At 60.0% G+C, this 25,090-nt stretch carries 26 protein-coding genes; 7 read left to right on the plus strand and 19 right to left on the minus strand.

From position 1 onward, the window contains the following. Window positions 1-15: 15 nt before the first annotated feature. The 14 genes from I9185_RS06220 to I9185_RS06280 form a co-directional block, all read right to left on the minus strand. Window positions 16-1,173, minus strand: coding sequence for an NADH-quinone oxidoreductase subunit E (locus tag I9185_RS06220; RefSeq protein ID WP_209832593.1), 1,158 nt, complete (start codon window positions 1,171-1,173; stop codon window positions 16-18). Continuing rightward, window positions 1,173-1,649 carry a hypothetical protein gene (locus I9185_RS06225; RefSeq protein WP_171631143.1) on the minus strand — a complete coding sequence of 159 codons (477 nt, stop codon included), beginning with the start codon at window positions 1,647-1,649 and terminating at the stop codon, window positions 1,173-1,175. Before I9185_RS06225 ends, I9185_RS06220 begins: the two co-directional genes overlap by 1 nt. After that, on the minus strand, window positions 1,646-2,869 hold the full coding sequence (locus I9185_RS06230) for an NADH-quinone oxidoreductase subunit D (protein WP_210092584.1): 1,224 nt from the start codon (window positions 2,867-2,869) through the stop codon (window positions 1,646-1,648). The genes I9185_RS06225 and I9185_RS06230 overlap by 4 nt, the downstream gene beginning before the upstream one ends. Then, window positions 2,869-2,994 (minus strand): hypothetical protein, encoded by a 126-nt coding sequence (locus I9185_RS20535; RefSeq protein ID WP_256368965.1) that lies wholly within the window; start codon window positions 2,992-2,994, stop codon window positions 2,869-2,871. The genes I9185_RS06230 and I9185_RS20535 overlap by 1 nt, the downstream gene beginning before the upstream one ends. Next, entirely contained in the window at window positions 2,994-3,167 is a 174-nt protein-coding gene (locus I9185_RS06235) for a hypothetical protein (RefSeq protein WP_010442775.1), read from the minus strand. The genes I9185_RS20535 and I9185_RS06235 overlap by 1 nt, the downstream gene beginning before the upstream one ends. Continuing rightward, window positions 3,167-3,772: an NADH-quinone oxidoreductase subunit C gene (locus I9185_RS06240; protein WP_210092585.1), complete on the minus strand. Its 606-nt coding sequence runs from the start codon at window positions 3,770-3,772 to the stop codon at window positions 3,167-3,169. The genes I9185_RS06235 and I9185_RS06240 overlap by 1 nt, the downstream gene beginning before the upstream one ends. 11 nt (window positions 3,773-3,783) lie before the next feature. Further along, window positions 3,784-4,317, minus strand: a complete 534-nt coding sequence (locus I9185_RS06245; protein ID WP_010442777.1) for an NADH-quinone oxidoreductase subunit B — start codon at window positions 4,315-4,317, stop codon at window positions 3,784-3,786. Further along, on the minus strand, window positions 4,308-4,673 hold the full coding sequence (locus I9185_RS06250; RefSeq protein ID WP_210092586.1) for an NADH-quinone oxidoreductase subunit A: 366 nt from the start codon (window positions 4,671-4,673) through the stop codon (window positions 4,308-4,310). Before I9185_RS06250 ends, I9185_RS06245 begins: the two co-directional genes overlap by 10 nt. Window positions 4,674-4,867: 194 nt before the next feature. Next, window positions 4,868-5,650: a crotonase/enoyl-CoA hydratase family protein gene (locus I9185_RS06255; RefSeq protein ID WP_210092587.1), complete on the minus strand. Its 783-nt coding sequence runs from the start codon at window positions 5,648-5,650 to the stop codon at window positions 4,868-4,870. A gap of 1 nt (window position 5,651) precedes the next feature. Next, window positions 5,652-6,503 (minus strand): hydroxymethylglutaryl-CoA lyase, encoded by an 852-nt coding sequence (locus I9185_RS06260; RefSeq protein WP_171631130.1) that lies wholly within the window; start codon window positions 6,501-6,503, stop codon window positions 5,652-5,654. A 78-nt stretch (window positions 6,504-6,581) separates the two neighbouring features. After that, window positions 6,582-8,516 carry an acetyl/propionyl/methylcrotonyl-CoA carboxylase subunit alpha gene (locus I9185_RS06265; protein WP_210092588.1) on the minus strand — a complete coding sequence of 645 codons (1,935 nt, stop codon included), beginning with the start codon at window positions 8,514-8,516 and terminating at the stop codon, window positions 6,582-6,584. 5 nt (window positions 8,517-8,521) lie between these two features. Then, the gene (locus I9185_RS06270; RefSeq protein ID WP_210092589.1) at window positions 8,522-8,947 is read right to left on the minus strand and encodes an ASCH domain-containing protein; all 426 of its coding nucleotides are present in this window, start codon (window positions 8,945-8,947) and stop codon (window positions 8,522-8,524) included. A gap of 1 nt (window position 8,948) precedes the next feature. Beyond that, window positions 8,949-10,553 (minus strand): carboxyl transferase domain-containing protein, encoded by a 1,605-nt coding sequence (locus I9185_RS06275; protein ID WP_210092590.1) that lies wholly within the window; start codon window positions 10,551-10,553, stop codon window positions 8,949-8,951. Between the two features lie 361 nt (window positions 10,554-10,914). Then, window positions 10,915-12,375 (minus strand): AMP-binding protein, encoded by a 1,461-nt coding sequence (locus I9185_RS06280; protein WP_348539716.1) that lies wholly within the window; start codon window positions 12,373-12,375, stop codon window positions 10,915-10,917. Between the two features lie 205 nt (window positions 12,376-12,580). Here I9185_RS06280 and I9185_RS06285 point away from each other — a divergent pair, with 205 nt between their 5' ends. Then, entirely contained in the window at window positions 12,581-13,183 is a 603-nt protein-coding gene (locus tag I9185_RS06285; protein WP_171227945.1) for an OmpW family outer membrane protein, read from the plus strand. A gap of 52 nt (window positions 13,184-13,235) precedes the next feature. On the opposite strand, the gene I9185_RS06290 is transcribed toward I9185_RS06285, so the two are convergent. The 3 genes from I9185_RS06290 to I9185_RS06300 all read right to left on the minus strand — a co-directional run bounded on the left by I9185_RS06290 (window position 13,236) and on the right by I9185_RS06300 (window position 16,465). Continuing rightward, the gene (locus I9185_RS06290) at window positions 13,236-14,399 is read right to left on the minus strand and encodes an isovaleryl-CoA dehydrogenase (RefSeq protein ID WP_210092591.1); all 1,164 of its coding nucleotides are present in this window, start codon (window positions 14,397-14,399) and stop codon (window positions 13,236-13,238) included. Between the two features lie 164 nt (window positions 14,400-14,563). After that, window positions 14,564-15,754, minus strand: coding sequence for an aminotransferase class I/II-fold pyridoxal phosphate-dependent enzyme (locus tag I9185_RS06295; protein ID WP_210092592.1), 1,191 nt, complete (start codon window positions 15,752-15,754; stop codon window positions 14,564-14,566). A 39-nt stretch (window positions 15,755-15,793) separates the two neighbouring features. Continuing rightward, window positions 15,794-16,465, minus strand: a complete 672-nt coding sequence (locus I9185_RS06300; RefSeq protein WP_210092593.1) for an HAD-IA family hydrolase — start codon at window positions 16,463-16,465, stop codon at window positions 15,794-15,796. A gap of 134 nt (window positions 16,466-16,599) precedes the next feature. Between I9185_RS06300 and glmU the strand changes: the two genes are divergently transcribed. The 4 genes from glmU to I9185_RS06320 are packed head-to-tail and all read left to right on the plus strand — an operon-like array spanning window position 16,600 to window position 21,017. Next, a complete protein-coding gene (gene glmU / locus I9185_RS06305; protein WP_210092594.1) occupies window positions 16,600-17,952 on the plus strand; it encodes a bifunctional UDP-N-acetylglucosamine diphosphorylase/glucosamine-1-phosphate N-acetyltransferase GlmU in 1,353 nt (450 codons plus the stop codon). Window positions 17,953-17,955: 3 nt separating this feature from the next. Further along, window positions 17,956-19,779 (plus strand): glutamine--fructose-6-phosphate transaminase (isomerizing), encoded by a 1,824-nt coding sequence (gene glmS, locus I9185_RS06310; protein ID WP_171722947.1) that lies wholly within the window; start codon window positions 17,956-17,958, stop codon window positions 19,777-19,779. Between the two features lie 3 nt (window positions 19,780-19,782). Continuing rightward, a complete protein-coding gene (locus I9185_RS06315; RefSeq protein ID WP_210092595.1) occupies window positions 19,783-20,325 on the plus strand; it encodes a pyridoxamine 5'-phosphate oxidase family protein in 543 nt (180 codons plus the stop codon). A 5-nt stretch (window positions 20,326-20,330) separates the two neighbouring features. Continuing rightward, complete coding sequence (locus I9185_RS06320; protein ID WP_210092596.1) at window positions 20,331-21,017, plus strand: DNA alkylation repair protein; 687 nt, start codon at window positions 20,331-20,333, stop codon at window positions 21,015-21,017. Here I9185_RS06320 and I9185_RS06325 read toward each other — a convergent pair. Further along, complete coding sequence (locus I9185_RS06325; protein ID WP_171631103.1) at window positions 21,005-21,436, minus strand: hypothetical protein; 432 nt, start codon at window positions 21,434-21,436, stop codon at window positions 21,005-21,007. The genes I9185_RS06320 and I9185_RS06325 overlap by 13 nt on opposite strands. 91 nt (window positions 21,437-21,527) lie before the next feature. Here I9185_RS06325 and moaA point away from each other — a divergent pair, with 91 nt between their 5' ends. Further along, complete coding sequence (moaA, locus tag I9185_RS06330; protein ID WP_171631101.1) at window positions 21,528-22,535, plus strand: GTP 3',8-cyclase MoaA; 1,008 nt, start codon at window positions 21,528-21,530, stop codon at window positions 22,533-22,535. A 1-nt stretch (window position 22,536) separates the two neighbouring features. Continuing rightward, window positions 22,537-23,835 (plus strand): 3-deoxy-D-manno-octulosonic acid transferase, encoded by a 1,299-nt coding sequence (locus tag I9185_RS06335; RefSeq protein WP_210092597.1) that lies wholly within the window; start codon window positions 22,537-22,539, stop codon window positions 23,833-23,835. 71 nt (window positions 23,836-23,906) lie between these two features. Here the strand turns inward: I9185_RS06335 and I9185_RS06340 are convergent, their stop codons facing one another. Beyond that, a complete protein-coding gene (locus I9185_RS06340; RefSeq protein ID WP_210092598.1) occupies window positions 23,907-25,070 on the minus strand; it encodes a M20 aminoacylase family protein in 1,164 nt (387 codons plus the stop codon). Between the last annotated feature and the right edge of the window lie 20 nt (window positions 25,071-25,090).

Here is a 25,090-nt window from a genome sequence, read left to right on the forward strand (position 1 = left end):
GGAACGGGCATCCGTCTAGTCTTCGTATGTGCCCTCGGATTTGGCACGTTTGGCGAATTCGGTTTCCTCACCGGCAGCAAGCTTGGTCGCCTGCTCGATCCAGCCATCGCGTTCGATCCGGCCTTTGAATTTCAATCGCGCATCGACCCAGGCCACATGTTCGGGCGTCCAGGCCGCGATCTGGTCATAGTGATAGAAACCCAGCTCGTTTAGCGTTTCTTCCAGCTTGGGGCCGACGCCTTTCAACAATTTAAGGTCATCCGCCTTGCCGTCACGTGCCGCGGTTAGAGTGTTAGGCTGGGTCTCCTGAACGTCTGGGCCATCCGTCTTTGCCGCAGCGCCCTCGGGAGATGCCGGTTCGGTATGGGTAGATTTTTTGGTTCCACTCTGTTGTGCCGCCGTCTTGCCGGGCTCCGGCTTTTTCGGCGGTTGAGGAGCGGAACCGGAAGCTTCGGCTTTGCCATCCTTACCAAGCCAAGGAGTCAGGATCGGAACTTCGGTTCCGTCGATACGCTTGACCGTGTCCCCAAGCTCTGTCGCCAGTTCAACACTCGCGTTGTATTTCGGCTTGCCGGCTTCATATTCGGACAGGCTGGAAAGCCCTTTCAACGGCTCGGCCGCGTAACGCCCATTCTGAGGACCGGGCGTCGGCACCTTGCCCGCCACCAGATCGTCGAGGATCCTGCCAAAGCTCTCGGCGGTCAGGTCCTCATAGTAATCCTTGCCGATCTGCGCCATCGGCGCATTGGTGCACGATCCCAGGCACTCGACCTCTTCCCAGCTCAGCTTGCCATCGGCAGAAAGTTCATGCGGCTTGGCAGCGATCTTTTCCTTGCAGACCGCGATCAGATCCTCGGCCCCGCAGATCATGCAGGACGTCGTGCCGCAGACCTGAATATGCGCCACAGATCCTACTGGTTGCAGCTGGAACATGAAGTAGAACGAGGCGACCTCGAGCACGCGGATATAGGCCATGCCCAGCATATCCGCGACCGATTCAATCGCCGGACGGCTCAGCCATCCCTCTTGTTCCTGCGCACGCCAGAGTAGCGGGATCACCGCGCTGGCCTGACGCCCCTCGGGGTATTTGGTAATCTGCGCTTTGGCCCATTGCTGGTTGGCAGCGGTGAAGGCAAAGCTTTCGGGTTGTTCGGGGTGCAGACGGCGCAGCATTAGCAGGCATCTCCGATCACGATGATATAGGGGGCGTCCTGATGCGCGCGACCTTGTTCGACAAGGAAGGCAATCAGATCAGGCGTTTCGGCCTGTGTAAAACCGGCGGGGCGCAATTTTATCTCGGCTTCTTCTTCGACCATACGGCACCCATTCAAACGCACGAAGTCAAATAAGGCGTCGGCACGCCTTGCCGTATCCTCGGGCGCAAGTCCATGCGCACCGCAAATCGCAGGCGCAATCTCGAATACGGGACCGTCCAGACCAGCCAACCCCCGTTCGGCCCAGGAATTGATCACGGCGCTGACATCCTCGGGGCGCAGGTCACGCGCAGAAAAAGCCTCCTCGGTTTGCGAAATATCCAGCCGACAGCCGTTTTCCCGCATAACCTCCAGCACTTTTGCCGTCGGGTGAGTCGATGCGGCCTGCGCCGGTAGGGCAGCCACGAGGGCCAGAATCAGGGCAAAGCATCTCACCGATCAATCTCCCCAAACACAACGTCCATGGTGCCGATGATGGCGGCGACGTCGGCCAGTTGGTGGCCTTTGGCAACGTGGTCCATGGCTTGCAGGTGCAGGAAACCGGGCGCGCGCAGTTTGGCGCGATAAGGCTTGTTGGTGCCGTCGGCGACCAGATAGACGCCGAACTCGCCCTTGGGGGCCTCGACGGCGGCATAGACCTCACCAGCCGGCACGTGGAAGCCTTCGGTATACAGTTTGAAGTGATGGATCAGGCTTTCCATCGAGGTCTTCATGTCCGAGCGTTTTGGCGGGGTGATCTTGCCGCGCGCCAGAACGTCACCGGGGCACTCGCGGATTTTGGCGATGGCCTGACGGATGATCAGCAGCGACTGGCGCATTTCCTCCATGCGGACAAGGTAGCGGTCATAGCAATCGCCGTTCTTGCCGACGGGGATTTGGAACTCGAACTCGTCATAGCATTCATAGGGCTGCGCGCGACGCAGGTCCCAGGCCAGACCTGATCCACGCACCATCACGCCCGAGAAGCCGTATTTCTGGATGTCATCCTCGGTCACGACGCCAATATCGGCGTTGCGCTGTTTGAAGATGCGGTTTTCGGTCAGCAGACCGTCAATATCATCGAGAACGGCGGGGAACTCGTGGCTCCACGCCTCGATATCGTCCAGCAGTTCCGGCGGCAGGTCCTGATGGACGCCACCGGGGCGGAAATAGGCGGCGTGCAGACGGGCACCGCAGGCACGCTCATAGAACACCATCAGCTTTTCGCGCTCTTCAAAACCCCACAGCGGCGGCGTCAGCGCGCCCACGTCCATCGCCTGCGTGGTCACGTTTAGCAAGTGGTTCAGGATGCGCCCGATCTCGGAATACAGAACCCGGATCAGCGAACCCCTACGCGGTACGTCAACCCCGGTCAGCTTTTCGATGGCCAGACACCAGGCATGTTCCTGGTTCATCGGCGCCACGTAATCCAGACGGTCGAAATAGGGCAGGTTTTGCAGATACGTCCGGCTTTCCATCAGCTTTTCGGTGCCGCGGTGCAGCAGGCCGATATGCGGGTCGCAGCGCTCGACAATCTCGCCGTCCAGTTCAAGCACCAAACGCAGAACCCCGTGCGCCGCAGGGTGTTGCGGGCCGAAGTTAATGTTAAAGTTGCGGATCTTCTGTTCTCCGCTCAGCGCGTCCGTGCTGCCGTCATCGTATCTTGAGCCGTCCATCAACGCCCTCGTTTCTTTTTCGCATCGGCCCGAACCCGAACCTTTTCCGCCTCGGCCGCTTTGGCAGCAGCCCCGGCCAGCAGAACCCCCAGCGCCCCCAACGCGATCAGTTCCCCCAGACCCATCAGCGGCGCTCCAGCTCTTGCAGTTTAAGCCCGACCCACCACAGCAGGGCGATCGTGCCAAAGGGAACCAGACACAGCAGGCACCAGTATTTGTTGATCCCGAAGAACGGCAATATCTTCACCATCGGAATGATGGTCAGCGCAGACAGGATCAGCCACCAGATGCCACCCATTATTCGGTCTCCTGTTTCTCATCCCCCGGCAGAATGTAGTTCGCACCTTCCCATGGGGACATGAAATCAAACTGACGGTACTCCTGCACGAGACTGACCGGCTCGTAGACGACGCGTTTCTGCGCCTCGTCATAGCGGACCTCGGTATAGCCAGTGGTCGGAAAATCCTTGCGCAGCGGATGACCGCGAAAGCCATAGTCGGTCAGGATGCGGCGCAGATCTGGGTGGCCCGAGAACAGGATGCCGAACATGTCGTACACCTCACGCTCGAACCAGTTGGCCGAGGGGTGAACATCGACGATCGAGGGCACCATGTCATCCTCGCGGATCGACACCCGCAGCCGGATGCGCTGGTTCTGGTACATCGACAGGAAGTGATAGACGACATCGAACCGTTTGGCGCGTTCGGGGTAATCCACACCCGTGATATCTACCAGCGACGAGAATTTGCTGCTCTGGTCGGATTTCAGGAATTCGACGAATTCCACAAGGTTTGACGGCGCCACATCCACGTTCAGTTCGCCATGGGTCACGTCCCATGACAGAACGCAATCAGATCGTTTGATTTCCAGCTGCGCGCCGAGTTCCTTGAGTGCTTCGCTCATCAGCTCTCTCCTCAGCGGACAATTGTGCCGGTACGGCGGATTTTGCGTTGCAACTGCATCAGACCGTAAAGCAGCGCCTCAGCAGTCGGAGGGCATCCGGGCACGTAGATGTCCACCGGAACAACCCGGTCACAGCCACGTACGACGGAATAGGAATAGTGGTAATACCCACCGCCATTCGCGCAAGACCCCATCGAGATCACATAGCGCGGCTCGGGCATCTGGTCATAGACCTTGCGCAGCGCGGGCGCCATCTTGTTGGTCAGGGTTCCGGCCACGATCATCACATCCGACTGACGCGGAGACGCTCGGGGGGCAATGCCAAACCGTTCCGCATCATAACGCGGCATCGAGGTATGCATCATCTCAACTGCGCAGCAGGCCAGACCAAAGGTCATCCAGTGCAGCGAGCCGGTACGGGCCCAGTTGATGATGTCTTCGGTCGAGGTCAGCAGGAACCCTTTGTCCTGCAGCTCGGCATTCAGGGCCTGGGTGGCGACTTCTTTGTCGACGCCAGCGGTGTTTGCACCTGTCATCACTCCCATTCCAGCGCCCCTTTCTTCCATTCATAGGCAAAGCCGATGGTCAGAACACCCAGGAACACCATCATGGACCAGAACCCGGCATCGCTGATGTCCTTGAAGCCGACGGCCCAGGGAAACAGGAAGGCAATTTCAAGATCGAAGATGATGAACAGAATCGAAACCAGATAGAATCGGACGTCGAATTTCATCCGCGCATCGTCGAAGGCATTGAAACCACATTCATATGCGCTGACCTTTTCGGGGTCGGGATTGCGGACGGCCAGTACGACGGCGGCCAGAATCAAGACGATCCCAAGGCCAACGGCAACGGCCAGAAACACCAGAATCGGGAGGTACTCCCGCAGCAGGTCTTCCACGAATAGCTCCTTTCCTGCGCATGCCCCGATCCGGGTGCGCCGTCAATTGGCGTGTTGACTGGACATTCTCTATCCCCGCGGGGTCAGAGGGTCAACCGAACACAGCCCCCTTCGCGATCAAACCTGCGCTTGACAGCGCGGCATAGAATCGCAGCACCGGCGTTTGGCATTGGCATGGCGGAACCTTGTAAAACCTACTTATTCCATGCAGGTTTTCGTTTTTCAAAAAACGCCGCGATCCCTTCGCGTGCCTCGTGTGTTTCCCACCGCTCGACCAACTCGCCTATGGTCTGATCGATCACGGCATCGTCGATGCGCGGCCCCAAAGCGCGCACCAGCGCCTTGGCAGAGGCAACCGCCCCGGGCGCGCAAGACAAATAGGGGCGAATTTCGTCCTCAACGGCCTCCGAAAGCCGATCTGCCGACACGGTTTTCGCCAGCAGGCCCAGATCAACGGCCTCGGACGCATCGAACAGACGGGCCGACATGAAGACCCGGCGCGCGCGGGCTTCGCCCATGCGGGCGATGACATAGGGGCCAATTGTCGCGGGGATCAGCCCCAGGCGCGTTTCGGTCAACCCCATCATCAGACTGTCGACCCCGATCGCGACATCGCACACGGCCGCCATGCCCACCCCGCCCCCAAAGGCATTGCCCTGCAACGCCCCGATCAGAGGCTTTGGCATCGTGTTCAGAGCCTGCAACATCTCGGCCAGTTTGCGCGCCTCGACAAAACGCGTCTTTTTGTCAGCCGCCATCTGGTCCTGCATCCACCCCAGATCACCGCCGGCACAAAACGTCCTGCCCGCCGCGGCCAGAACGACCGCCCGGACCGCGTCATCCTGACCAAGTTGCGATGCGGCGTCGGTCAATTCCGTGATCATCTGCCCCGACATGGCATTGTGTTTTTCCGGCCGATTCAGGGTGAGCGTCGCGACACCACGCCTATCCGTCGAGATCGTGATCGTTTCAAACATGTCAGCCCCTCAAAGCCCTGGCCATCTGCGCGGCCTCTTCAACAACGTCGATATCCAGGCCAGTTTCGTATCCCAGCCGATGCAAATGTGCCGCAACCTCCTCGGTCGCCACGTTACCGGCCGCACCCGGGGCGTAGGGGCAACCGCCCAACCCTCCCACTGCTGCATCGAACACCCGCACGCCCAGCGCCAATGCCGCATCGATGTTGTCGATCGCGCGCCCGTTGGTGTCATGGAAATGCCCCGCCAGCCGCGTCACTGGAACCCTCTCGCGCACTGCCAGAAGCATATGTGCAACCTTGTCCGGAGTCCCCTGCCCTATCGTGTCGCCCAGCGAAACCTCGTAACAGCCCAGCGCGAAAAGCCGATCAGCAACCTCAGCCACTTTTTCGGGCGGCGTCGGACCGTCATATGGGCAATCCGTAACGCATGAGACATAGCCACGAACCGGCAGGTCGATATGGCGCGCCGCCTCCAGAATCGGCGTGAACCGCTCGATCGACTCGGCGATGGAGGCATTGATATTGGCCTTCGAGAATCCTTCGGAGGCCGAGGCAAACACGGCAATCTCGTCCGCCCTGGCCGCCAGCGCGTCGCCATAGCCATGCATGTTCGGCGTCAGCGCGGCATAGCGCACCCCATTCGCACGCGTGATCCCCCCCAGCACCTGAGCGGAACCCGCCATCTGCGGCACCCATTTCGGGGACACGAAGCTTGCAACCTCGATCCGGCGAAACCCCGCCCGGCTGAGACAGTCGATCAAGGCGATCTTGTCCGCGACCGGTATTTCGCGTTTTTCGTTTTGCAGCCCGTCGCGCGGCCCGACCTCATAGATTTCGACCAGCTCACCCATGTCCGCCCCCCTTCTGGATTGTCGTCGTTTCAAGCAAATGTCGTCTGACCTTGGCACGCCGCGTTGCGCGGGTACAGATCAAGCTTCTTCCTCCAACCTCACCAAGGCAGCCCCGGCTTCGACCTGCGAACCATCCCCGACCAGCACTTCGGCAACGATCCCGTCCCGCGCCGCAAGCAGCGAATGCTCCATCTTCATCGCTTCCAAAATGGCCAGACGATCGCCTTTCTGTACGGTTTGTCCCGCTGTGGCAAAGACGGCTTTGACCAGACCGGGCATAGGCGCCTCGATCACATTGGTGTCGCCGGTCGCGCTGGTATCGCGGTCCAGCGGATCGATGACGTCGAAGCTCTGACCGTAATCGGTGAAAACCGTCAGGGTCCCGTTATGTGCAGCAACGCGAGGCATCGGCGTGTCGTTCAACATCCAGCGCCCGGCGGTGCGGTCCGCAACGACGCGGTTTTTGCCAATCTGCCAAATCTGGCGATCCGGCCCATCGACCTGCACATCCAGATCCGGCACGTCGTCGCGACGGGACAATTGCACGGCACGATGCAGCGGCGCCCACAGCGAAAACCCGGTTTCCGGATCGACATCCACCAGATCCAATGCTGTCATCGCAGCCGCGACCGCGGTAACATCCGACGGCTCGGGTTCCTGCACCAACATTTCAAGGTCCCGCCCGATCAGCCCCGTATCGACATCGCCCGAGGCAAATCCTTCGTGACGCGTCAACGCGCCCAGAAAGGCCAGATTGGTAACGGTACCCGCAACTTCGGTCTGTTGCAGCACCCGGTTCAACGTCTCAAGTGCAATGGCACGCGTCGATCCATGCACCACCACCTTGGCGATCATCGGGTCATACCACGGGCTGATCGTGTCCCCGGCGCGAACCCCGCTATCGGCGCGACAATTGCCGGGGAAAACCAGATGAGTCAGCGTTCCCGTCGCGGGCAGGAACCCTTTCGGCACATCCTCGGCATACAGACGAGCCTCGAAGGCATGGCCAGAGATCGCAAGATCATCCTGTTTCTTGGGAAGGCTCTCGCCTGCGGCCACGCGAAGCTGCCACTCGACCAGGTCGATCCCCGTGATCGCCTCTGTCACCGGGTGCTCCACCTGAAGGCGCGTGTTCATTTCCATGAACCAGAATCTGTCGGGGCGCAGCCCGTCCGAGGCATCGACGATGAATTCGACCGTGCCCGCGCCTTTATAGCCGATCGCCTCGGCGGCCCGCACGCCGGCCTGACCCATAGCCTCGCGCATCTCAGACGTCATGCCCGGGGCGGGGGCTTCTTCGATCACCTTCTGATGGCGGCGCTGCAACGAGCAGTCCCTTTCGAACAGATGCACGGCATGAGTACCATCGCCGAACACCTGCACTTCGATATGGCGGGGTTTGGCCACGAATTTTTCGACCAGCACGGCATCATTGCCGAAGGCGGTCCGGGCCTCACCCCGCGCGCTGTCGAGCGCGGTCGCGAAATCCTCGGGGCGTTCGACTAGGCGCATCCCCTTGCCGCCGCCGCCCGCAACGGCCTTGATCAGAACCGGATAGCCGATGGCATCCGCCGCACCTGCCAGATGCTCGGGGTCCTGATTGTCGCCGTGATAACCGGGCACGACCGGAACGCCGGCCTTCTCCATCAGAACCTTGGCCGCGTCCTTGAGGCCCATCTTGCGGATCGCATCCGCCGAGGGGCCGATGAACGTCAGCCCCGCCGCCTGCACGGCATCCACGAAATCGGGATTCTCGGACAGAAAGCCATACCCCGGATGGATCGCCTGCGCGCCGGTGTCCAGCGCGGCCTGAATGATCACATCACCCTTCAAATAGCTGTCCGCCGGGGCCGGGCCGCCAATATGAACTGCCTCATCCGCCATCTGAACGTGTTTTGCGGCTGCATCCGCATCGGAATAAACAGCAACGCAGGACACGCCCATGCTCTGAGCCGTTTCCATCACCCGGCAGGCGATCTCACCCCGGTTGGCAATCAGAATTTTGTTGAACATAGCCTTCACCCTTCCAATGCCAGATCTTCGACGAGACGGAACCGTTCGCACACGAGTTTCATCTCGGGATCAAAGCCGCCGTTTCGTTGGAAATATCGACGATGATCTTCCCGCCATCCTTCAAGCGTTTCATTTTCACCTTCCGCCAAGGCGAATTCCTCGGTCACATCGCAGTAACGCTGGATCGAAATATCAACGGTTTCAATGACCAACGCCGGAGTGTCATCCCAGTTCAGCGCAATATCGCGGCGACCGGACTTGGGCATCTCAAGGCTGTCATCAGGATAGTTTCTGAGCGCGTCGCAGGTCGCTGTTTTACGGCCAGAACGGACCAAGGCCAGAAGCTCTGAACTCAGCACGGGGTTGTCGCCGAATTTGAAGGTTTGTGCACCGGGATAACGGGCTATTATGTCTTTCAAACTCTCGCTCATCTCACATCCTGAACACGCCGAAACGTGTCTCCTCGATCGGGGCATTCAGAGCGGCGCTGAGCGACAGGGCCAGCACATCGCGGCTCTTGCGCGGGTCAATGATGCCGTCATCCCACAGTCGGGCCGAGGCATAGAGTGGATGCGACTGTTCCTCGAACATATCCAGCGTCGGGCGTTTGAACTCGGCCTCCTCTTCGGCGGACCACGTGCCACCCTGCCGTTCTATCCCGTCGCGTTTGACGGTGGCCAGAACGCCAGCGGCCTGCTCGCCGCCCATCACCGAAATGCGCGAATTCGGCCAGGTCCACAGAAAGCGCGGCTGATAGGCGCGACCGGCCATGCCGTAGTTTCCAGCACCAAACGAGCCGCCGACCAGCATCGTGATTTTGGGCACCGAAGTGGTCGCCACGGCCGTCACCATCTTGGCGCCATGGCGCGCGATGCCTTCGTTCTCGTATTTGCGGCCCACCATGAAGCCGGTGATGTTTTGCAGGAACACAAGCGGGATTTTGCGTTGCGAACACAGCTCGACGAAATGGGCGCCCTTCTGCGCGGCTTCGGAAAACAGCACGCCGTTATTGGCGATGATCCCAACCGGACAGCCTTTGACATGGGCAAACCCCGTGACCAGCGTTTCGCCGAAGCGCGGTTTGAATTCGTCGAACCGAGACCCATCGACCAGACGCGCAATCACTTCACGGATGTCATAGGGCGTGCGCAGATCAGCAGGGACAACGCCCAGGATTTCCTCGGGGTCATAGGCCGGATCTTCGGGGCTGGCCCAGTCCACCGTCTGCGGCTTGTGGCGGTTCAGCGACCCAACCGCCCGGCGGGCCAAAGCCAGCGCGTGGGCATCATCCTCGGCCAGATAGTCGGCCACGCCGGACAGGCGCGTGTGGACGTCGCCGCCGCCCAGATCCTCGGCGCTCACCACCTCTCCGGTCGCGGCCTTGACCAGAGGCGGCCCGGCCAGAAAGATCGTACCCTGCTCCTTGACGATGATGGTCACATCTGACATCGCAGGCACATAGGCGCCACCGGCCGTGCATGACCCCATGACCACGGCGATCTGAGCGATCCCCTTCGCGCTCATCCGCGCCTGGTTGTAGAAAATGCGGCCAAAGTGATCGCGGTCGGGAAAGACCTCATCCTGATTGGGCAGGTTCGCGCCACCGCTGTCGACCAGATAGATACAGGGCAGATGGTTTTCCTCGGCAATCTCCTGCGCCCGCAGGTGTTTTTTGACCGTCATCGGATAGTAGGTGCCGCCTTTCACGGTGGCATCATTGCACACAACCATAACCTGCTGCCCCTGCACAAGGCCAATGCCCGCAATCACCCCAGCACAGGGCGCGGCACCGCCATACATCCCATGTGCCGCTGTCGCCCCGATTTCAAGGAACGGCGACCCCGGATCAAGCAGGTTCGCCACCCGCCTGCGCGGCAACATCTTGCCTCGGGATTCATGCCGCGCTCGGGATTTCTCACCGCCCCCCATGCGGGCTGCTTCGGCTGCGGCAGAGATTTGCGCCAGCGCGTCGAGGTGGGCTGCGCGGTTGGCTTTGAAGCCCTCAGAGGCGGGCATAGCTTTGGATGTGAGTTTCATTTGCATACCTCTATTTTCAAAGACCGATTGGCAATTGGAAGAGCTATGAAAACCACAGCAATGCCAAACAATATTGATTTTCCTAATAGTCCAATCGGCACCCAACTTGGGAACAGTGACACGCCGTCGACGCCGAACAAGCCCATCATTCCAAAGGCGAACCAAAAAACGGTCACGAGGGTGCAAGCTATTATTGCGTGGATGAGACCAGAACCGCTCGCGACTCTGAGCTTCTCATTGCATTTTCCACATTCGACGAAAGGTATGTAGCCCTCACTGCCCTTCGCTGTATTTGCGATATTCCACGTGACAGGTGCGTCGCAACAAGGACATCGGAGCCCACTAATTCTATCGAGTACTTTCATTCCCCTACATCTTCCCCCGCCGCCCGCGCCTTCAACTCCTTGCGGATCACCTTCCCGGTCACGGTCATCGGCAGTTCCTCCAGAAATGCCACCTCGCGCGGGTACGAATAATGCGCCAGACGGTCCTTGACCCAACCCTGCAACTCGGCACCCGTGGCCTCGGCCCCCGGTTTCAACACCACATAGGCCTTGACGATCTCGGTCCGCAGCGGGTCGGGCTTGCCGACCACGCCCACGGTGGCCACAGCCGGATGGGTCAGCAGGCAATCCTCGATCTCGGCCGGACCGATGCGGTAACCGGCCGAGGTGATCACGTCATCATCCCGACCGACAAAGCGCAGATAGTCGCCTTCCCACACGCCGCGGTCTCCGGTGATCAGCCAGTCACCCCGGAACTTCTCGGCCGTCGCTTGCGGATTGTTCCAGTATTCCAGCAGCATCGAGGCCGAACCCCGCCGGATGGCAACATCGCCTTCCTCGCTGGTCGGGATGCCATCCTCGTCGATCACCGCGACTTCATGCCCAGGCACCGGCTTTCCGATACAGCCGGGTTGAACAGGGAAATCCTCGGCGCAGGAGGATACGACCATATTGCATTCGGTCTGGCCGTAGAATTCGTTGATCGTCAGACCAAACGCACCGTGGCCCCAGGCCAGCATCTCGGCCCCCAGCGGCTCACCCCCGGACGCAACCGAGCGCAAACCCGGGATCGCCTGATCCGCCGCCTTGAGCATCCGCAGGGCGGTCGGCGGAAAGAACACATTCCGCACCCCGCCCCGCGCAATGATCTCGGCGCAGGCTTCGGGAGTGAACTTTTCAAGCCGTGCCGCGACAACCGGAATGCCCAGCGCAAGGCCCGGCATCAGCACATCGAACAACCCGCCGATCCACGCCCAATCCGCCGGGGTCCACAGGCAGTCTCCTTCGCGCAGGTGATTGTGGCTGATCGAGACACCCGGCACATGCCCGGTCAGAACCCGATGCCCGTGCAGTGCGCCTTTGGGGCTGCCGGTTGTACCAGAGGTGTAGATCAATACGGCAGGATCCTCGGGCCCTGTCGCGGCATAGGGCAGCGCAGGACCGGCCACGCCAATTTCGGATGCGATCAGAGGTTCAGCCAGATCGCCCAGCAAATCCACCCCTTCAGCATCAGTCAGCACGATCTGAACGCCTGCATCGCCCGCCCGCGACCGCAGCGCATCCCGTTTGAATAACTTGAACAAGGGCACCGAAATCGCGCCGATCTTCCAGATCGCCAGATGAGCTGCCGCACACCAGGGTGACTGGCTCAGCAGCACTCCGACCCGATCACCGGGCCGGACGCGGGCCAGCAGGGCGCGGGCAATCCCATCAGCCATTTGCGCCAGTTGCCCATAGGTTGTCAGCCGCTGCCCTGATCCGGTCAGATCAATAAGCGCCACCTGATCACCCGGATGGTTCAGACATTGCTGCGCCATGTTCAGCCGGTCCGGTATGTCCCAGCCTCCTCCTGAGCGCAAACCCGGTATGCGCTCAGCGTGCAACAACGCGAATTCCCCTTGTTTTCCTGATGCTTCGCGACCTGACCTTGGGCGGACACATCACACAAACTTGATGCAGATCAGAGTGGCCGGACACCGCCTTTGCGAAACCAAGAGCATCAACATAACCAAAGGCAAGAATATGACAAAGAAACTCGCCGCTTTGACACTGTCTACCGCGCTGGTCGCCCTGGCGGCTCCGGCTTTGGCCCAGTCGCAAGGGGACTGGACGCTGGGTATCGGTGTTGGCTATCTGGATCCGAAATCCGACAACGGCACGCTGGCCGGTGCGGCAGCGACGATCGACGCGGACACCCGCCCGATTTTCACCGCCGAATACTTTATTCGCGACAACCTGGGCATTGAGCTTCTGGCGGCGACCCCGTTCAAACACACCGTGGCCCTTGGCGGTACGGACGCGGCCACGGTCAAGCACCTGCCGCCCACCCTGTCGCTGAATTATCACTTCCCGACCAACAGCGCCTGGAAACCCTATGTCGGCGCCGGTCTCAACTATACGATCTTCTTCGACGAGCAATCGCCCCTGGGCAACATCAAGGTCGATGACTCCTTCGGCGTCTCGTTGCAGGCCGGTCTGGATTACATGGTCACCGACAACGGGGCGATCCGCCTGAACGTGCGCTGGTTCGACATTGACTCGGACGTCTCGCTCAACGGCGCCCCCATCGGCACCGCGGAAATCGATCCCTGGCTGGTCGGTGTTTCCTACGTCCATCGGTTCTGATCCCGTTTCCAAAGCGCCCTGCGGTTACCTCGTCCGCAGGGTGTTTTTTCTTTCAGAGCATTTCATTCATCATTTCGCGGCCGATCAGCATCCGGCGAATCTCGCTGGTGCCTGCACCGATCTCCATCAGCTTGGCATCCCGGAAAATCCGGCTGACCGGCGCATCCGACAGGAAGCCCGCCCCGCCCAGCGCCTGAACCGCCTGATGGGCCTGAACCATCGCCTGTTCCGACGCGTAAAGGCAACACGCTGCCGCATCCTGCCGGGTCACGTCACCGCGGTCACACGCCTTGGCGACTTCGTAAACATAGGCCCGCGCCGAGTTCATCGCGGTGTACATGTCGGCAATCTTGCCCTGCATCAACTGAAAGCTGCCGATGGGTTTGCCGAACTGCTTGCGTTCAGCCAGATAAGGCATCACTTCGTCCAGACAGGCGGCCATGATGCCGGTCCCGATGCCTGCCAGCACGACCCGTTCATAATCCAGCCCCGACATGAGCACGGCAACACCCTTGCCCTCTTCGCCCAACACGTTCTCGAACGGAACCTCTACATCTTCAAAGATCAGCTCAGCCGTGTTCGACCCGCGCATACCCAGCTTGTCGAAATGGGGCGAGGTTGAAAAACCCTTCATCTCTTTTTCGATCAGAAATGCGGTAATACCCTTTGATCCGGCATCGGGGTCCGTCTTGGCATAAACCACCAGAGTATCCGCATCCGGCCCGTTGGTGATCCAGTATTTGTTGCCGTTCAGACGGTAATGGTCGTTCCGCTTTTCGGCGCGCAGCTTCATCGACACCACATCCGACCCGGCCGAAGGTTCCGACATGGCCAGCGCCCCCACATGCTCGCCCGAGATAAGCCTCGGCAGGTACTTTTGCTTCTGTTCTTCATTGCCGTTCAGCTTGATCTGGTTCACGCACAGGTTCGAATGCGCCCCGTATGACAAAGAAACCGAAGCTGAAGCGCGCGCGACCTCTTCGACGGCGATCGTATGCGCCAGATAAGACATGCCTGCACCGCCGTACTCTTCCGGCACGGTAACACCCAGCAGACCAAGGTCTCCCATCTCTTTCCACAGCTCATTCGGAAAGGCATTGGTGGCGTCGATCTCGGCCGCCATCGGTTTGACACGCTCCTGCGCCCAGCGATGCACCATCTCGCGCAGGGCATTCACATCCTCACCCAGATCGAATTTCATCGTGGCCATGAACATCTGCGTCTTCCCTCCGCTTTAATGAACAAGTGTTCAATAAATCTCTAGCAGCGAATCTGCCGCCGGTCAATCTTTGTGGCAGCGCGTCCGAAACAGAAAACGCCGCCCCGAAAAGGGCGGCGTTTTAAAAGATCGAGCGTGCGCCGCAGGCGCACTCCGCTTGGTCAAGACTGATAAACCGCGCTCACCTCAGCCCGGATGATCCGGGCGATCAATCGACAATCCTCCAGGGAAAACGTCAAAGGCACGCGCATATCCATAACGCCGGCCAGAACGCGGTCACTTTCAGGCATCCGCTCGCTATCGAAATATCGCCAACTGTCATAGCGCGACGTGAATCCTGTCGGTTCGGCACCGCCGAACCACTTCAGCTCAACCCCACGCGCTGCGCAACGGCTGATGACTTCGGCTATCCGTTCAGGCACCCAATCCAGCAGCAAGAACTGAATCGAAGACCCGACATAGGTTTCTTCTTCGGGCCGTTCGACGATCGTCAGTCCCGGCGTGCCCCGCAACCCGGCTTCGATCTCGCGATAACGTTCGTTCCACCGTTCCACCTGCCGGTCCAGATCCCGCAATTGCGGGCGCAGGATGGCGGCGCGCAAATTGTCCATCCGGCCCGAGACGTTGGGCGTGGTGTATTTGATCCGTTCGAACACGTCCGGCCCCGGCGCCGCAAGATGGCGTTCGTACAACATGTAGGACCCCGACAACATCGTAGCCTTGGCCGCCAGTTCCTCGTCATCGGTGACCAGCAAGCCCCCTTCGCCCGAATTGACATGCTTGTAGGTCTGGCAGGAATAACACCCGATCGCGCCCTGCCGTCCTGACAACTGACCGCGCCAGGCTGCACCCATCGTGTGTGCGCAATCCTCGATCACGATCACCCCGGCCGCGTCACACATCTGCATCAGCCGGTCCATATCACACAGATGCCCACGCATATGGCTGAGCATCAGAACACGCGCTTGATCTAGCTTGCCCTCTAGATCATCCAGATCGATGGTCAGCTCTTCCGTCACTCCGACAAAAATTGCCCGCCCTCCGACCGAGGCAATCGACCCCGGCACCGGCGCCAGCGTAAACGCATTGGTCAAAACCGGGTCGCCCGGCTGCACGCCAACCGCACGCAGGGCCGTGGCCAGAGCGTAACCGCCAGACGAAACCGCCAGACAGTATTTGGCCCCCATCTGCGCCGCAAATTCCTGCTCCAGCAGGGCCGTTTCCCCCAACTCTCCGGGGACGACATTGTAACGATGCAGACGTCCATGGCGCAGAACGGCCAGTGCCGCTTCGATTGCTTCTTCCGGAAGGGGTTCCTGCTGCGTAAAGCTGCCAGAGAATACGTCGGTCATGGTCTTGTTCTGAGGCTCCGAAAGGGTCCGGTCAAGGTTTCAGACTGCCGCACCGATCAGATCAGGCACAAGGCCGGGCAAGTCATCAAAATGATGCAGAAGGGCTTCGGGTTCCAGCGCCGCCATGTCATCCCCCGATGGCCCGAAGGTAACCAGCACCGAAGGAACGCCCGCCGCCCTGGCGGTGTTGCGGTCGGTATCCGAGTCTCCGACCAGCACGCACAAGTCCGGATCGCCCCCGGCACGGCGCGCGGCTTCACGCAACGGCGCCGGGTCCGGTTTGCGGACCGGCAGCGTATCTGCCCCGACCAAAGATGCAAAACGGTCCCGCACCCCCATGCGTGTCAGCAACAATTCGGCCAGATGTTCCGGTTTGTTCGTGCAAATGCCCACACCATAACCCGCGTCACTCAGCATCTCGACCGCCTGTAGTGCGCCGGGATAGAAACTGGTGTGGGTGTCGATGTCCTGCGCGTAGGCCTCAAGAAGAACCGGGTAATAGGCCTGCACCGTATCCTCGTCATAGGCCCCGACTCGTTTCAGCCCGTGGGTCAGCATCATGCGTCCACCTCGCAGCGCCACACCGGAATCCGGCCCGTGGACCAGTACATCCCCGTGCCCCATCTTGCGGAAACAATGGTTCGCGGCCGCCAGCAAATCGCCGGATGTATCCGCCAAAGTGCCGTCCAGATCGAAGATGACGGTGCGCACTTCGCCCCCTTGCTCGGCAGGTTTTCGCCGTGTCCTGTTTCAATCGGCAATCTTGTTTGATGGCCGAACGGCTTGCGCCTTTGACCTCAGCGGATAAAACGGACCGCAACAAAACACAAAGAGAAAACGAATTCATGACCACTGCCCTTGTCATCCTTGCCGCCGGAAAAGGCACCAGGATGAATTCGGACCTTCCCAAAGTTCTGCATCCCATCGCTCAGGTTCCGATGCTGATCCATGCGATGCGCGCCGGATCTGTCCTGTCGCCCGAACATACCGTGATCGTCACCGGCCACGGGTCCGAAGCTGTGGCAAAGGTTGCACGGGCCGAGGATGAAGGGGCGCAGATCGCCGTGCAGGAAGACCAGTTGGGTACGGCCCATGCGGTCGCCCAGGCCCGAAGCGCATTGAGCGGGTTCGAAGGTGATGTGGTTGTTCTTTACGGCGACACCCCGTTCCTGCAGCCCGACACGCTGGAAAGGATGATCGAGGCACGGTCCGGGAATGACCTTGTTATTCTTGGCTTTGAAGCAGCCGATCCTGCCCGTTATGGCCGGCTGGTCATGAATGGCGACGTGCTGGAACGCATTGTCGAATTCAAGGATGCGTCGGATGAAGAACGATCCATAACATTTTGCAACTCAGGGCTTTTGGCCTGCAATGCGCAGCTGCTGTTTTCGCTGATCGACGAGATCGGAAACGACAACGCTTCGGGCGAATACTATTTGACCGACGTGGTTGAAATTGCGCGCCGCCGTGGGCTGAACGTGACCGCAGTCGCGTGCGACGAGGCGCAGACGCTGGGCGTGAACTCTCGCGCTGATCTGGCGGCCGCCGATGCCGTATTTCAGACGCGCGCCCGTGCCGAGCTGCTTGACCTGGGTGTCACCTTGATGGCGCCTGACACGGTGTATCTGGCCGCGGATACGGTGGTCGGGCGCGATACGGTGATCGAGCCAAATGTGGTGTTCGGACCGGGCGTCACGGTCGAAAGCGGCGCAACGATCCGCGCCTTTTCGCATCTTGAGGGCTGCCATGTCAGCCGGGGCGCTGTCGTCGGCCCCTACGCGCGCCTGCGCCCTGGTGCCGAACTGGCCGAAAACACGCGGGTCGGCAATTTTGTCGAGATCAAGAATGCCGAAATCGCCGAAGGCGCGAAGGTCAATCACCTCAGCTATATCGGGGACGCTTCGGTTGGCGCTGCGACCAACATCGGCGCAGGCACGATCACCTGCAACTATGACGGCGTGATGAAGCACAAGACCACGATTGGGGAGAATGTCTTTGTCGGCTCGAACACCATGCTGGTGGCGCCGGTCACAGTGGGCGACGGCGCGATGACCGCGACGGGCACTGTCGTGACCAGGGATGTGGACCCTGATGCGCTGGCTGTTGCGCGGGCCAAGCAGGAAAACAAGCCCGGATATGCGCGAAAACTGTTTGATATGTTGAAGGCGAAAAAGGCTCGCCGCGATAAAAAGGCCTGAGATATGTGTGGAATAGTAGGTGTTTTGGGGCAGCACGAGGCCGCCCCTATTCTGGTAGAAGCCCTGAAACGGCTTGAATATCGCGGCTATGACAGCGCCGGGATTGCAACCGTCAACGACGGCGCATTGGGCCGGCGGCGCGCGGTTGGCAAGCTGGTCAACCTCAGCGATCTTCTGGTGCATGATCCTCTTCCCGGAAAATCCGGCATCGGCCATACCCGCTGGGCCACGCATGGCGCCCCGTCGGTCAACAATGCACATCCGCACAAGGCGGGCCCGGTGGCCGTCGTTCATAACGGCATCGTCGAAAACTATCGCGACCTGAGGGCCGAACTGGCCGAACATGGTGTTGATTTCCAAACCGAAACCGACACGGAAACGGTCGCCCTCATGACGGAACACCACCTGAACTCGGGCCTGTCCCCGGTTGAGGCCGCGTTCAAGACGATCGACCAGTTGGAAGGCGCCTTTGCGCTGGCCTTTCTGTTCGACGGAGAGGACGACCTGATCGTGGCGGCCCGCAAGGGATCACCGCTGGCCATCGGACATGGGGATGGTGAGATGTATGTGGGCTCTGACGCCATCGCCCTGGCGCCTCTGACCAACCAGATCACATATCTGGAAGAAGGCGACCGCGCGGTTCTGACGCGAACGTCGCTTGAAATCCGCAACGAAGCCGGTGAGCTGGCCAACCGGGAAAAGCGCAAGATCAAGTTGGATCATACGCGCGCGGACAAGGGCGAGCACAAGCATTTCATGGCCAAGGAAATCGCTGAACAGCCCATCGTTGTGGCAGAGGCGATCCGGTCCTACCTGCCCACGGGCGGTGACCGCGTGGCACTGCCCGATGCCGATCTGGATTTCAGCAAGCTGGACCGTCTGACCATGGTGGCCTGCGGCACCGCGTTTTACGCCTGCCTGACCGCGAAATACTGGTTCGAGCAACTGGCCAAGATGCCGGTAGAGGTCGATATCGCCAGCGAGTTCCGCTATCGCGAGCCTCCGATCACGGATCGAACACTGGCGCTTTTCGTCAGCCAGTCGGGCGAAACCGCCGACACGCTGGCCGCGTTGCGGTACTGTGAGGGCAAGGCAGACAAGATCGTTTCGGTCGTCAATGTCCCCGAAAGCTCGATTGCAAGGGAAAGCGATATCGCCTTGCCGATCCATGCCGGTGTCGAAATCGGCGTGGCTTCGACCAAAGCCTTCACCTGTCAGCTGAGCGTGCTGCTGATGCTGGCGCTCAAGGCCGCAGCAGACCGGGGCACGATGACGGGTGAGGACATCGCCGATCATGCCGCCGCTCTGCGCGGGTTGCCGACCGTGCTGAACGCCGCGCTCGATCAGAACCGGGCGATCCGCAAAGCCGCCCAACGCCTGTCCGAGGCGCGCGACGTCCTGTTTCTGGGCCGTGGCCTGATGTATCCGCTGGCAATGGAAGGCGCGCTGAAGCTCAAGGAAATCAGCTATATCCACGCCGAAGGTTATGCGTCAGGAGAGTTGAAACACGGCCCCATCGCCCTGATCGACAAGCATATGCCCGTGGTCGTCATGGCACCCCGTGACACCGTGTTCGACAAGACCGTGTCGAACATGCAGGAAGTGATGGCGCGCAAGGGCAAGGTGATCCTGGTCTCTGATGATGACGGCATTGACGAGGCCGGCGACGGAGTCTGGAGCACCATCCGCATGCCGCATGTTCACACCAGTCTTGCACCGATCCTGTATTCGGTTCCCGCGCAATTGCTGGCCTATCACACGGCGGTTGCCAAGGGCACCGATGTGGATCAGCCGCGCAATCTGGCCAAGTCGGTCACGGTGGAGTGAATTATGGCCAAGCAGTTCCCCCAGCTTGAGGAAGCGCATCAAAAGTTCATCGAAGATCAGCATATGTTCTTCGTCGGCACCGCCGGGGCCGAAGGTCGTGTCAATATTTCCCCCAAGGGAATGGATTCGCTGCGGATATTGGGGCCGAACCGCATCGTCTGGATGAACCTGACCGGCAGTGGCAATGAAACGGCGGGGCATCTTTTGCAGGTCAACAGGATGACGCTGATGTGGTGTTCCTTCACCATGCGCCCGATGATCCTGCGCACCTATGGCACGGCACGTTGCCTGCATGTCGGGGATGATGGATGGGACGACTTTGCCGGCCTGTTCCCAAATCACCGAAGCGCACGGCAGATCTATGACCAGACGATCGACATGGTGCAGACCTCTTGCGGCTATGCCGTGCCTTTCATGGAATTCCAATCCGACCGCGATACGATGCAGAAATGGGTGGATGGAAAATCAGACGAGGACATCCGCTCGTATTGGGTGGAAAGGAACAGCCATACGATTGATGGAAAGCCAACCGGCGTACCGATGTGAGCCCGATGCTGAGTGGATATCTAGATCAGATCAAAGCGCATGGTGACCCCGAGCGGGCGACCCAGATGGCCAGCTACCACAAGGCGGATCGCATATATCTGGGCGTCGCGAACCCGGTTCTCAACGACCTGACCAAGGCGTGGCGGAAAGAATTGGACGTACCGGCGCGGGTCGCATTGGCGGACGGGCTATGGCAAAGCAACATCCACGAAGGGCGGCTTGCTGCATCCAAGCTTTTGACTCAGGCACGCATCCGACCGGATGGGGCGGTTTGGAATTTGCTTCAAAGCTGGCTGCCGGATTTCGATGCCTGGGCCGTTGCGGACCATGCGTGCATGGCGATGCAAAAACGGCTTTCAGCAGATCCCGAACGGTTGGACGAGGTTGAACTGTGGACCCGGTCCGATCACATGTGGACCCGGCGCGCGGCCTTGGTCGCAACCCTGCCCTGGACCAAACAGAACCACCCCAAGCCTGACGATCTGCACCGCCGTGACCGCATCCTTGGCTGGGCTGCGGGATATGTTTCGGACCGCAACTGGTTCATCCAGAAATCCATAGCCTGGTGGCTGCGCGAACTGTCCAAACATGACCCAGAACGCGTGATCGCCTTTCTGAACCATAACGGTGATGCCATGAAGCCGTTTGCCCGCCGTGAAGCAGGCAAATACCTGAAAAATCAGTCCACATAGACCTCAAGCTCGACAAGTTCGTCGAAGGGCACCAACAGGGCCCTCATGGCGTCCAGTGACAAGCGGCTGCCGCTGCTGTCCGGACCGGGAACCGGGACCAACGTAATATAGGCCTGCGCCCCGGTTCGTGGCACGACGACACGTGCCGTAACTTCGCTGTCCACCAGCGGTGTCTGCATCCAACGCCCCGGAGTGGTCGGATCCCCAAGCCCGGCGATGGTGGTTTTCGCCCCAACCCAGTTCGGGCGCGCGGAAACCGGTTCGGGCTGCAACACCTCTTCGGCAACTGCGGTGCCGGCTTCCGTGTCAGGCACCGTTTGGGCGGGCGCGTCGCCCCCGCCGAACACTCGGTCAGTCGTTGACTGCACGGCATCGCATCCGGCCGTCATTACGCATGTCAAAACAAGTATTTTCTTCATGCCGGAAACCTACAACCCTGCGCCCAGCTGTTCCAGCGCAAAGCACAGTTCGCCCTTGTCGCGAGCATGTTCCAGCTTTACCTATAATGGCATGACAGCTCCGCTAATCGACCCGTTTGCCCGCGCCATCACGTATCTCCGCGTCTCCGTCACGGACCGCTGCGACTTCCGCTGCGTGTATTGCATGTCCGAGAACATGACCTTTCTGCCCAAGAAAGACCTGCTGACTTTGGAGGAACTGGACCGGATGTGTTCGACCTTCGTCAGAATGGGGGTCGAAAAGCTGCGCATTACGGGTGGTGAGCCTTTGGTGCGTCGCAACATCATGACGTTCTTCAATTCGATGACACGTCATCTGGACAGCGGTGCATTGAAGGAGTTGACGCTGACAACCAACGGATCGCAACTGCACCGATTTTCCGATGATCTGTATGCGGCCGGTGTGCGTCGGGTGAATGTCTCGCTGGACACTCTGGATGATGACAAGTTCGCCAAGGTGACGCGCTGGGGTCGCCTGAAACAGGTTTTAAACGGAATCGACGCCGCGCAAAAAGCTGGCCTGCGGATCAAGATAAACGCCGTTGCCCTGAAAGGGTTCAACGAGCCCGAACTTCCCAAAATCACGGAATGGTGTGCCCAGCGGGATATGGATCTGACCTGGATCGAAGTCATGCCCATGGGTGATATTGGCAACGAAGACCGCCTGGATCAATACTGGTCGCTCAAGGACGTCCGGAAAGAATACGAAAACCACTATTCGGTCACCGATCTGGCCGAACGCAGCGGTGGCCCGGCCCGTTACGTGCGGCTCGAGGAAACCGGCCAAAAAATTGGCTTCATAACGCCGCTGTCGCACAATTTCTGTGAAAGCTGCAACAGGGTTCGCCTGACTTGCACGGGCGAGCTTTACATGTGCCTGGGTCAGGAAGACATGGCCGACCTGCGCGGCGCCCTGCGCGATCATCCCGATACCGAACAGCCACTTGAAGACGCAATCCGATCTGCGATCAATCTCAAACCCAAAGGGCATGACTTCGACTATTCCCGCCAAGCCGTCGATGGCCGGATGAGCCGTCACATGAGCCATACAGGCGGCTGATATGCCGGATCATGACGGCCGCCCCACGGCGTTGTACCATGTGTACTGCGCCCTAACGTCTCTGGCCGCGCCTCTGATATGGCGGGTCGTTCGGAACAAGCTGCGTGCAGCCAACGTACCTGATAAGCGGCAACAAGAACGCCTTGGCCATGCCAGCCTGCCCAGACCAAATGGGCGTTTGATCTGGTTCCACGCCGCCAGCGTCGGTGAAAGCCTTTCGGTCCTCAGCCTGATCAGACGGCTGGCAGGCCGCCTGCCCGAGGCCGAGTTTCTGATCACCTCCGGCACCCCGACTTCAGCGGCTCTGATCGAAAAACGCCTGCCGCCCCGTACACGGCATCAATTCCCGCCGCTTGACACGGCAGGCCCGGTCCGGCGCTTTCTGAACCATTGGCAACCAGAGGGCGGGGTTTTCGTCGAAAGTGAGATTTGGCCGCGTTTGATCGTCGAAAGCGCCAGACACGCCGTTCCGCTGGCCCTTCTGAATGCACGACTGTCGGACAAGTCCGTTGCCGGTTGGAAAAAACGCCCCAGAACAGCGCGGTTCGTATTGAACAAGTTCAACCTGTTCCTGACGCAAAACGACAAAACCGCAGCCAACCTGACAGCCATGGGTGCCCCTGCCGGCCGCGTCCGGCCCGGCACCAATCTCAAGGCCATGTCAGACCCTCTTCCCATAGACCACGGCACGCTGGATGACATCGGTTCTCAGATTTCTGGCAGACCTGTGTGGATCGCCAGTTCAACCCATGCCGGTGAAGAGGAAATCGTTCTGGCCGCGCATCAATCACTTCTGGAACGCTGGCCCGATCTGCTGCTGCTGCTGATCCCCCGCCACCCAGAGCGCCGTTGCGATATCGCAAAACTACTGGACGCCTCCGATCTTAGCGCCGCGTTCCGATCAGAGAGTTCCCCGATCGAAACCGAAACCCAGGTATATGTCGCCGATACATTGGGCGAGACCGGCACATGGTACGCTCTGTCTCCCATCGTGTTCCTGGGCGGTTCCCTGAAAAACATCGGCGGCCACAACCCTTTCGAACCGGCCCAGGCCGGAGCCGCCGTGATAACCGGCCCTGGATACTTCAATTTTGCTGAAACTTTCGCGCCGATGATCAAAGCCGGTGGCGCCATCGAGGTTCGAACCGAAACAGATCTCTCTGCGGCGGTCGACCTTTGGCTTTCAGACGATCAAGCCCTGACCCGGGCCCGCAGCGCCGCCCAATCCTGCGTCCAGACGCAAAGCAACGCACTGGACTCCGTCGTGGAAACGCTTTGCTGTTCGCTCAACCTGACGTGATCAGGCGGGATCCCTCTTCATCTGGCCAAAAATATCCCGGGGGTGTGGGGGCAGAGCCCCCACCCGCCCCATCAGGCCGCCGGCATCCGCTGCTCGACGATCTCTGCCCACCAGCTGCACCCGGCGGGAATCGCCTCATCGTTGAAGTTGTATTCCGGGTGGTGAACCATGGCCGTATCGCCGTTACCCACGAGAATATAGGCGCCAGGGCGCTCCTCCAGCATAAAGGCAAAATCCTCGCCGCCCATGACCAAAGGCGCATCGTCGCAATCGCCGGATACCGACCGGGCAACAGCTGCGGCAAACTCAGTCTGCTCTTCACTGTTCACCATCACCGGATACCCACGGATGTAGGTCACATCGGCGGTGCCTCCGAACGTTGCCGCCACACCATTGCAGATCTCATTGATCCGCTTTTCGGCCAGATCCCGCATATCCTTGCTCATGGTGCGCACGGTACCCTTGATCTGAACAGTCTGCGGGATCACGTTGAACGCTTTCGACGAGGTCTCGAACGACGTCACCGACACCACGACCTGATCGATCGGATCGGCATTGCGCGAGGAAATCGTCTGAAGCGCCAACACCGCCTGCGCGGCCAGTACCGTGGTATCTACTGTTTCATGCGGCTTGGCAGCATGACCGCCGCGCCCTTCAAAAGTGATGTCGAACTGATCGGTTGCGGCAAAGAAAGAACCGGGGCGGATGGCGAACTTGCCCACAGGTTGACCCGGCCAATTGTGCATGCCGTAGACTTCCTGAATATTCCAGCGGTCCATCATGCCATCTTCACACATTTCACGACCACCGCCGCCGCCCTCTTCGGCAGGCTGGAAGATCACAACAACCGTGCCATCGAAATTGCGGGTTTCAGACAGGTACTTCGCCGCACCAAGCAGCATCGCCGTGTGGCCATCGTGGCCGCAGGCATGCATTGCGCCCGGCGTTTTCGAGGCATATTCCAACCCCGTCGCCTCATGGATCGGCAGCGCATCCATATCTGCGCGCAGGCCGATCACCTTTCCCTTGCTGTCCGACTTGCCTTTGATCACCCCCACGACACCGGTACGTCCGATACCGGTCACCACCTCATCGCAGCCGAACTCCTTCAGCTTCTCGGCCACCTTCGCGCTGGTGCGGTGGGTCTCAAACAGGATCTCTGGATTTTCGTGCAGATCCCTTCTCCATTCCGTGATTTCATTCTGCAATTCGGCAAAGCGGTTTTTGACTGGCATGTCTGTTCTCTCCTAATTCA

Source organism: Ruegeria sp. HKCCSP346, from assembly GCF_017872595.1.
GTDB lineage: Bacteria > Pseudomonadota > Alphaproteobacteria > Rhodobacterales > Rhodobacteraceae > Ruegeria.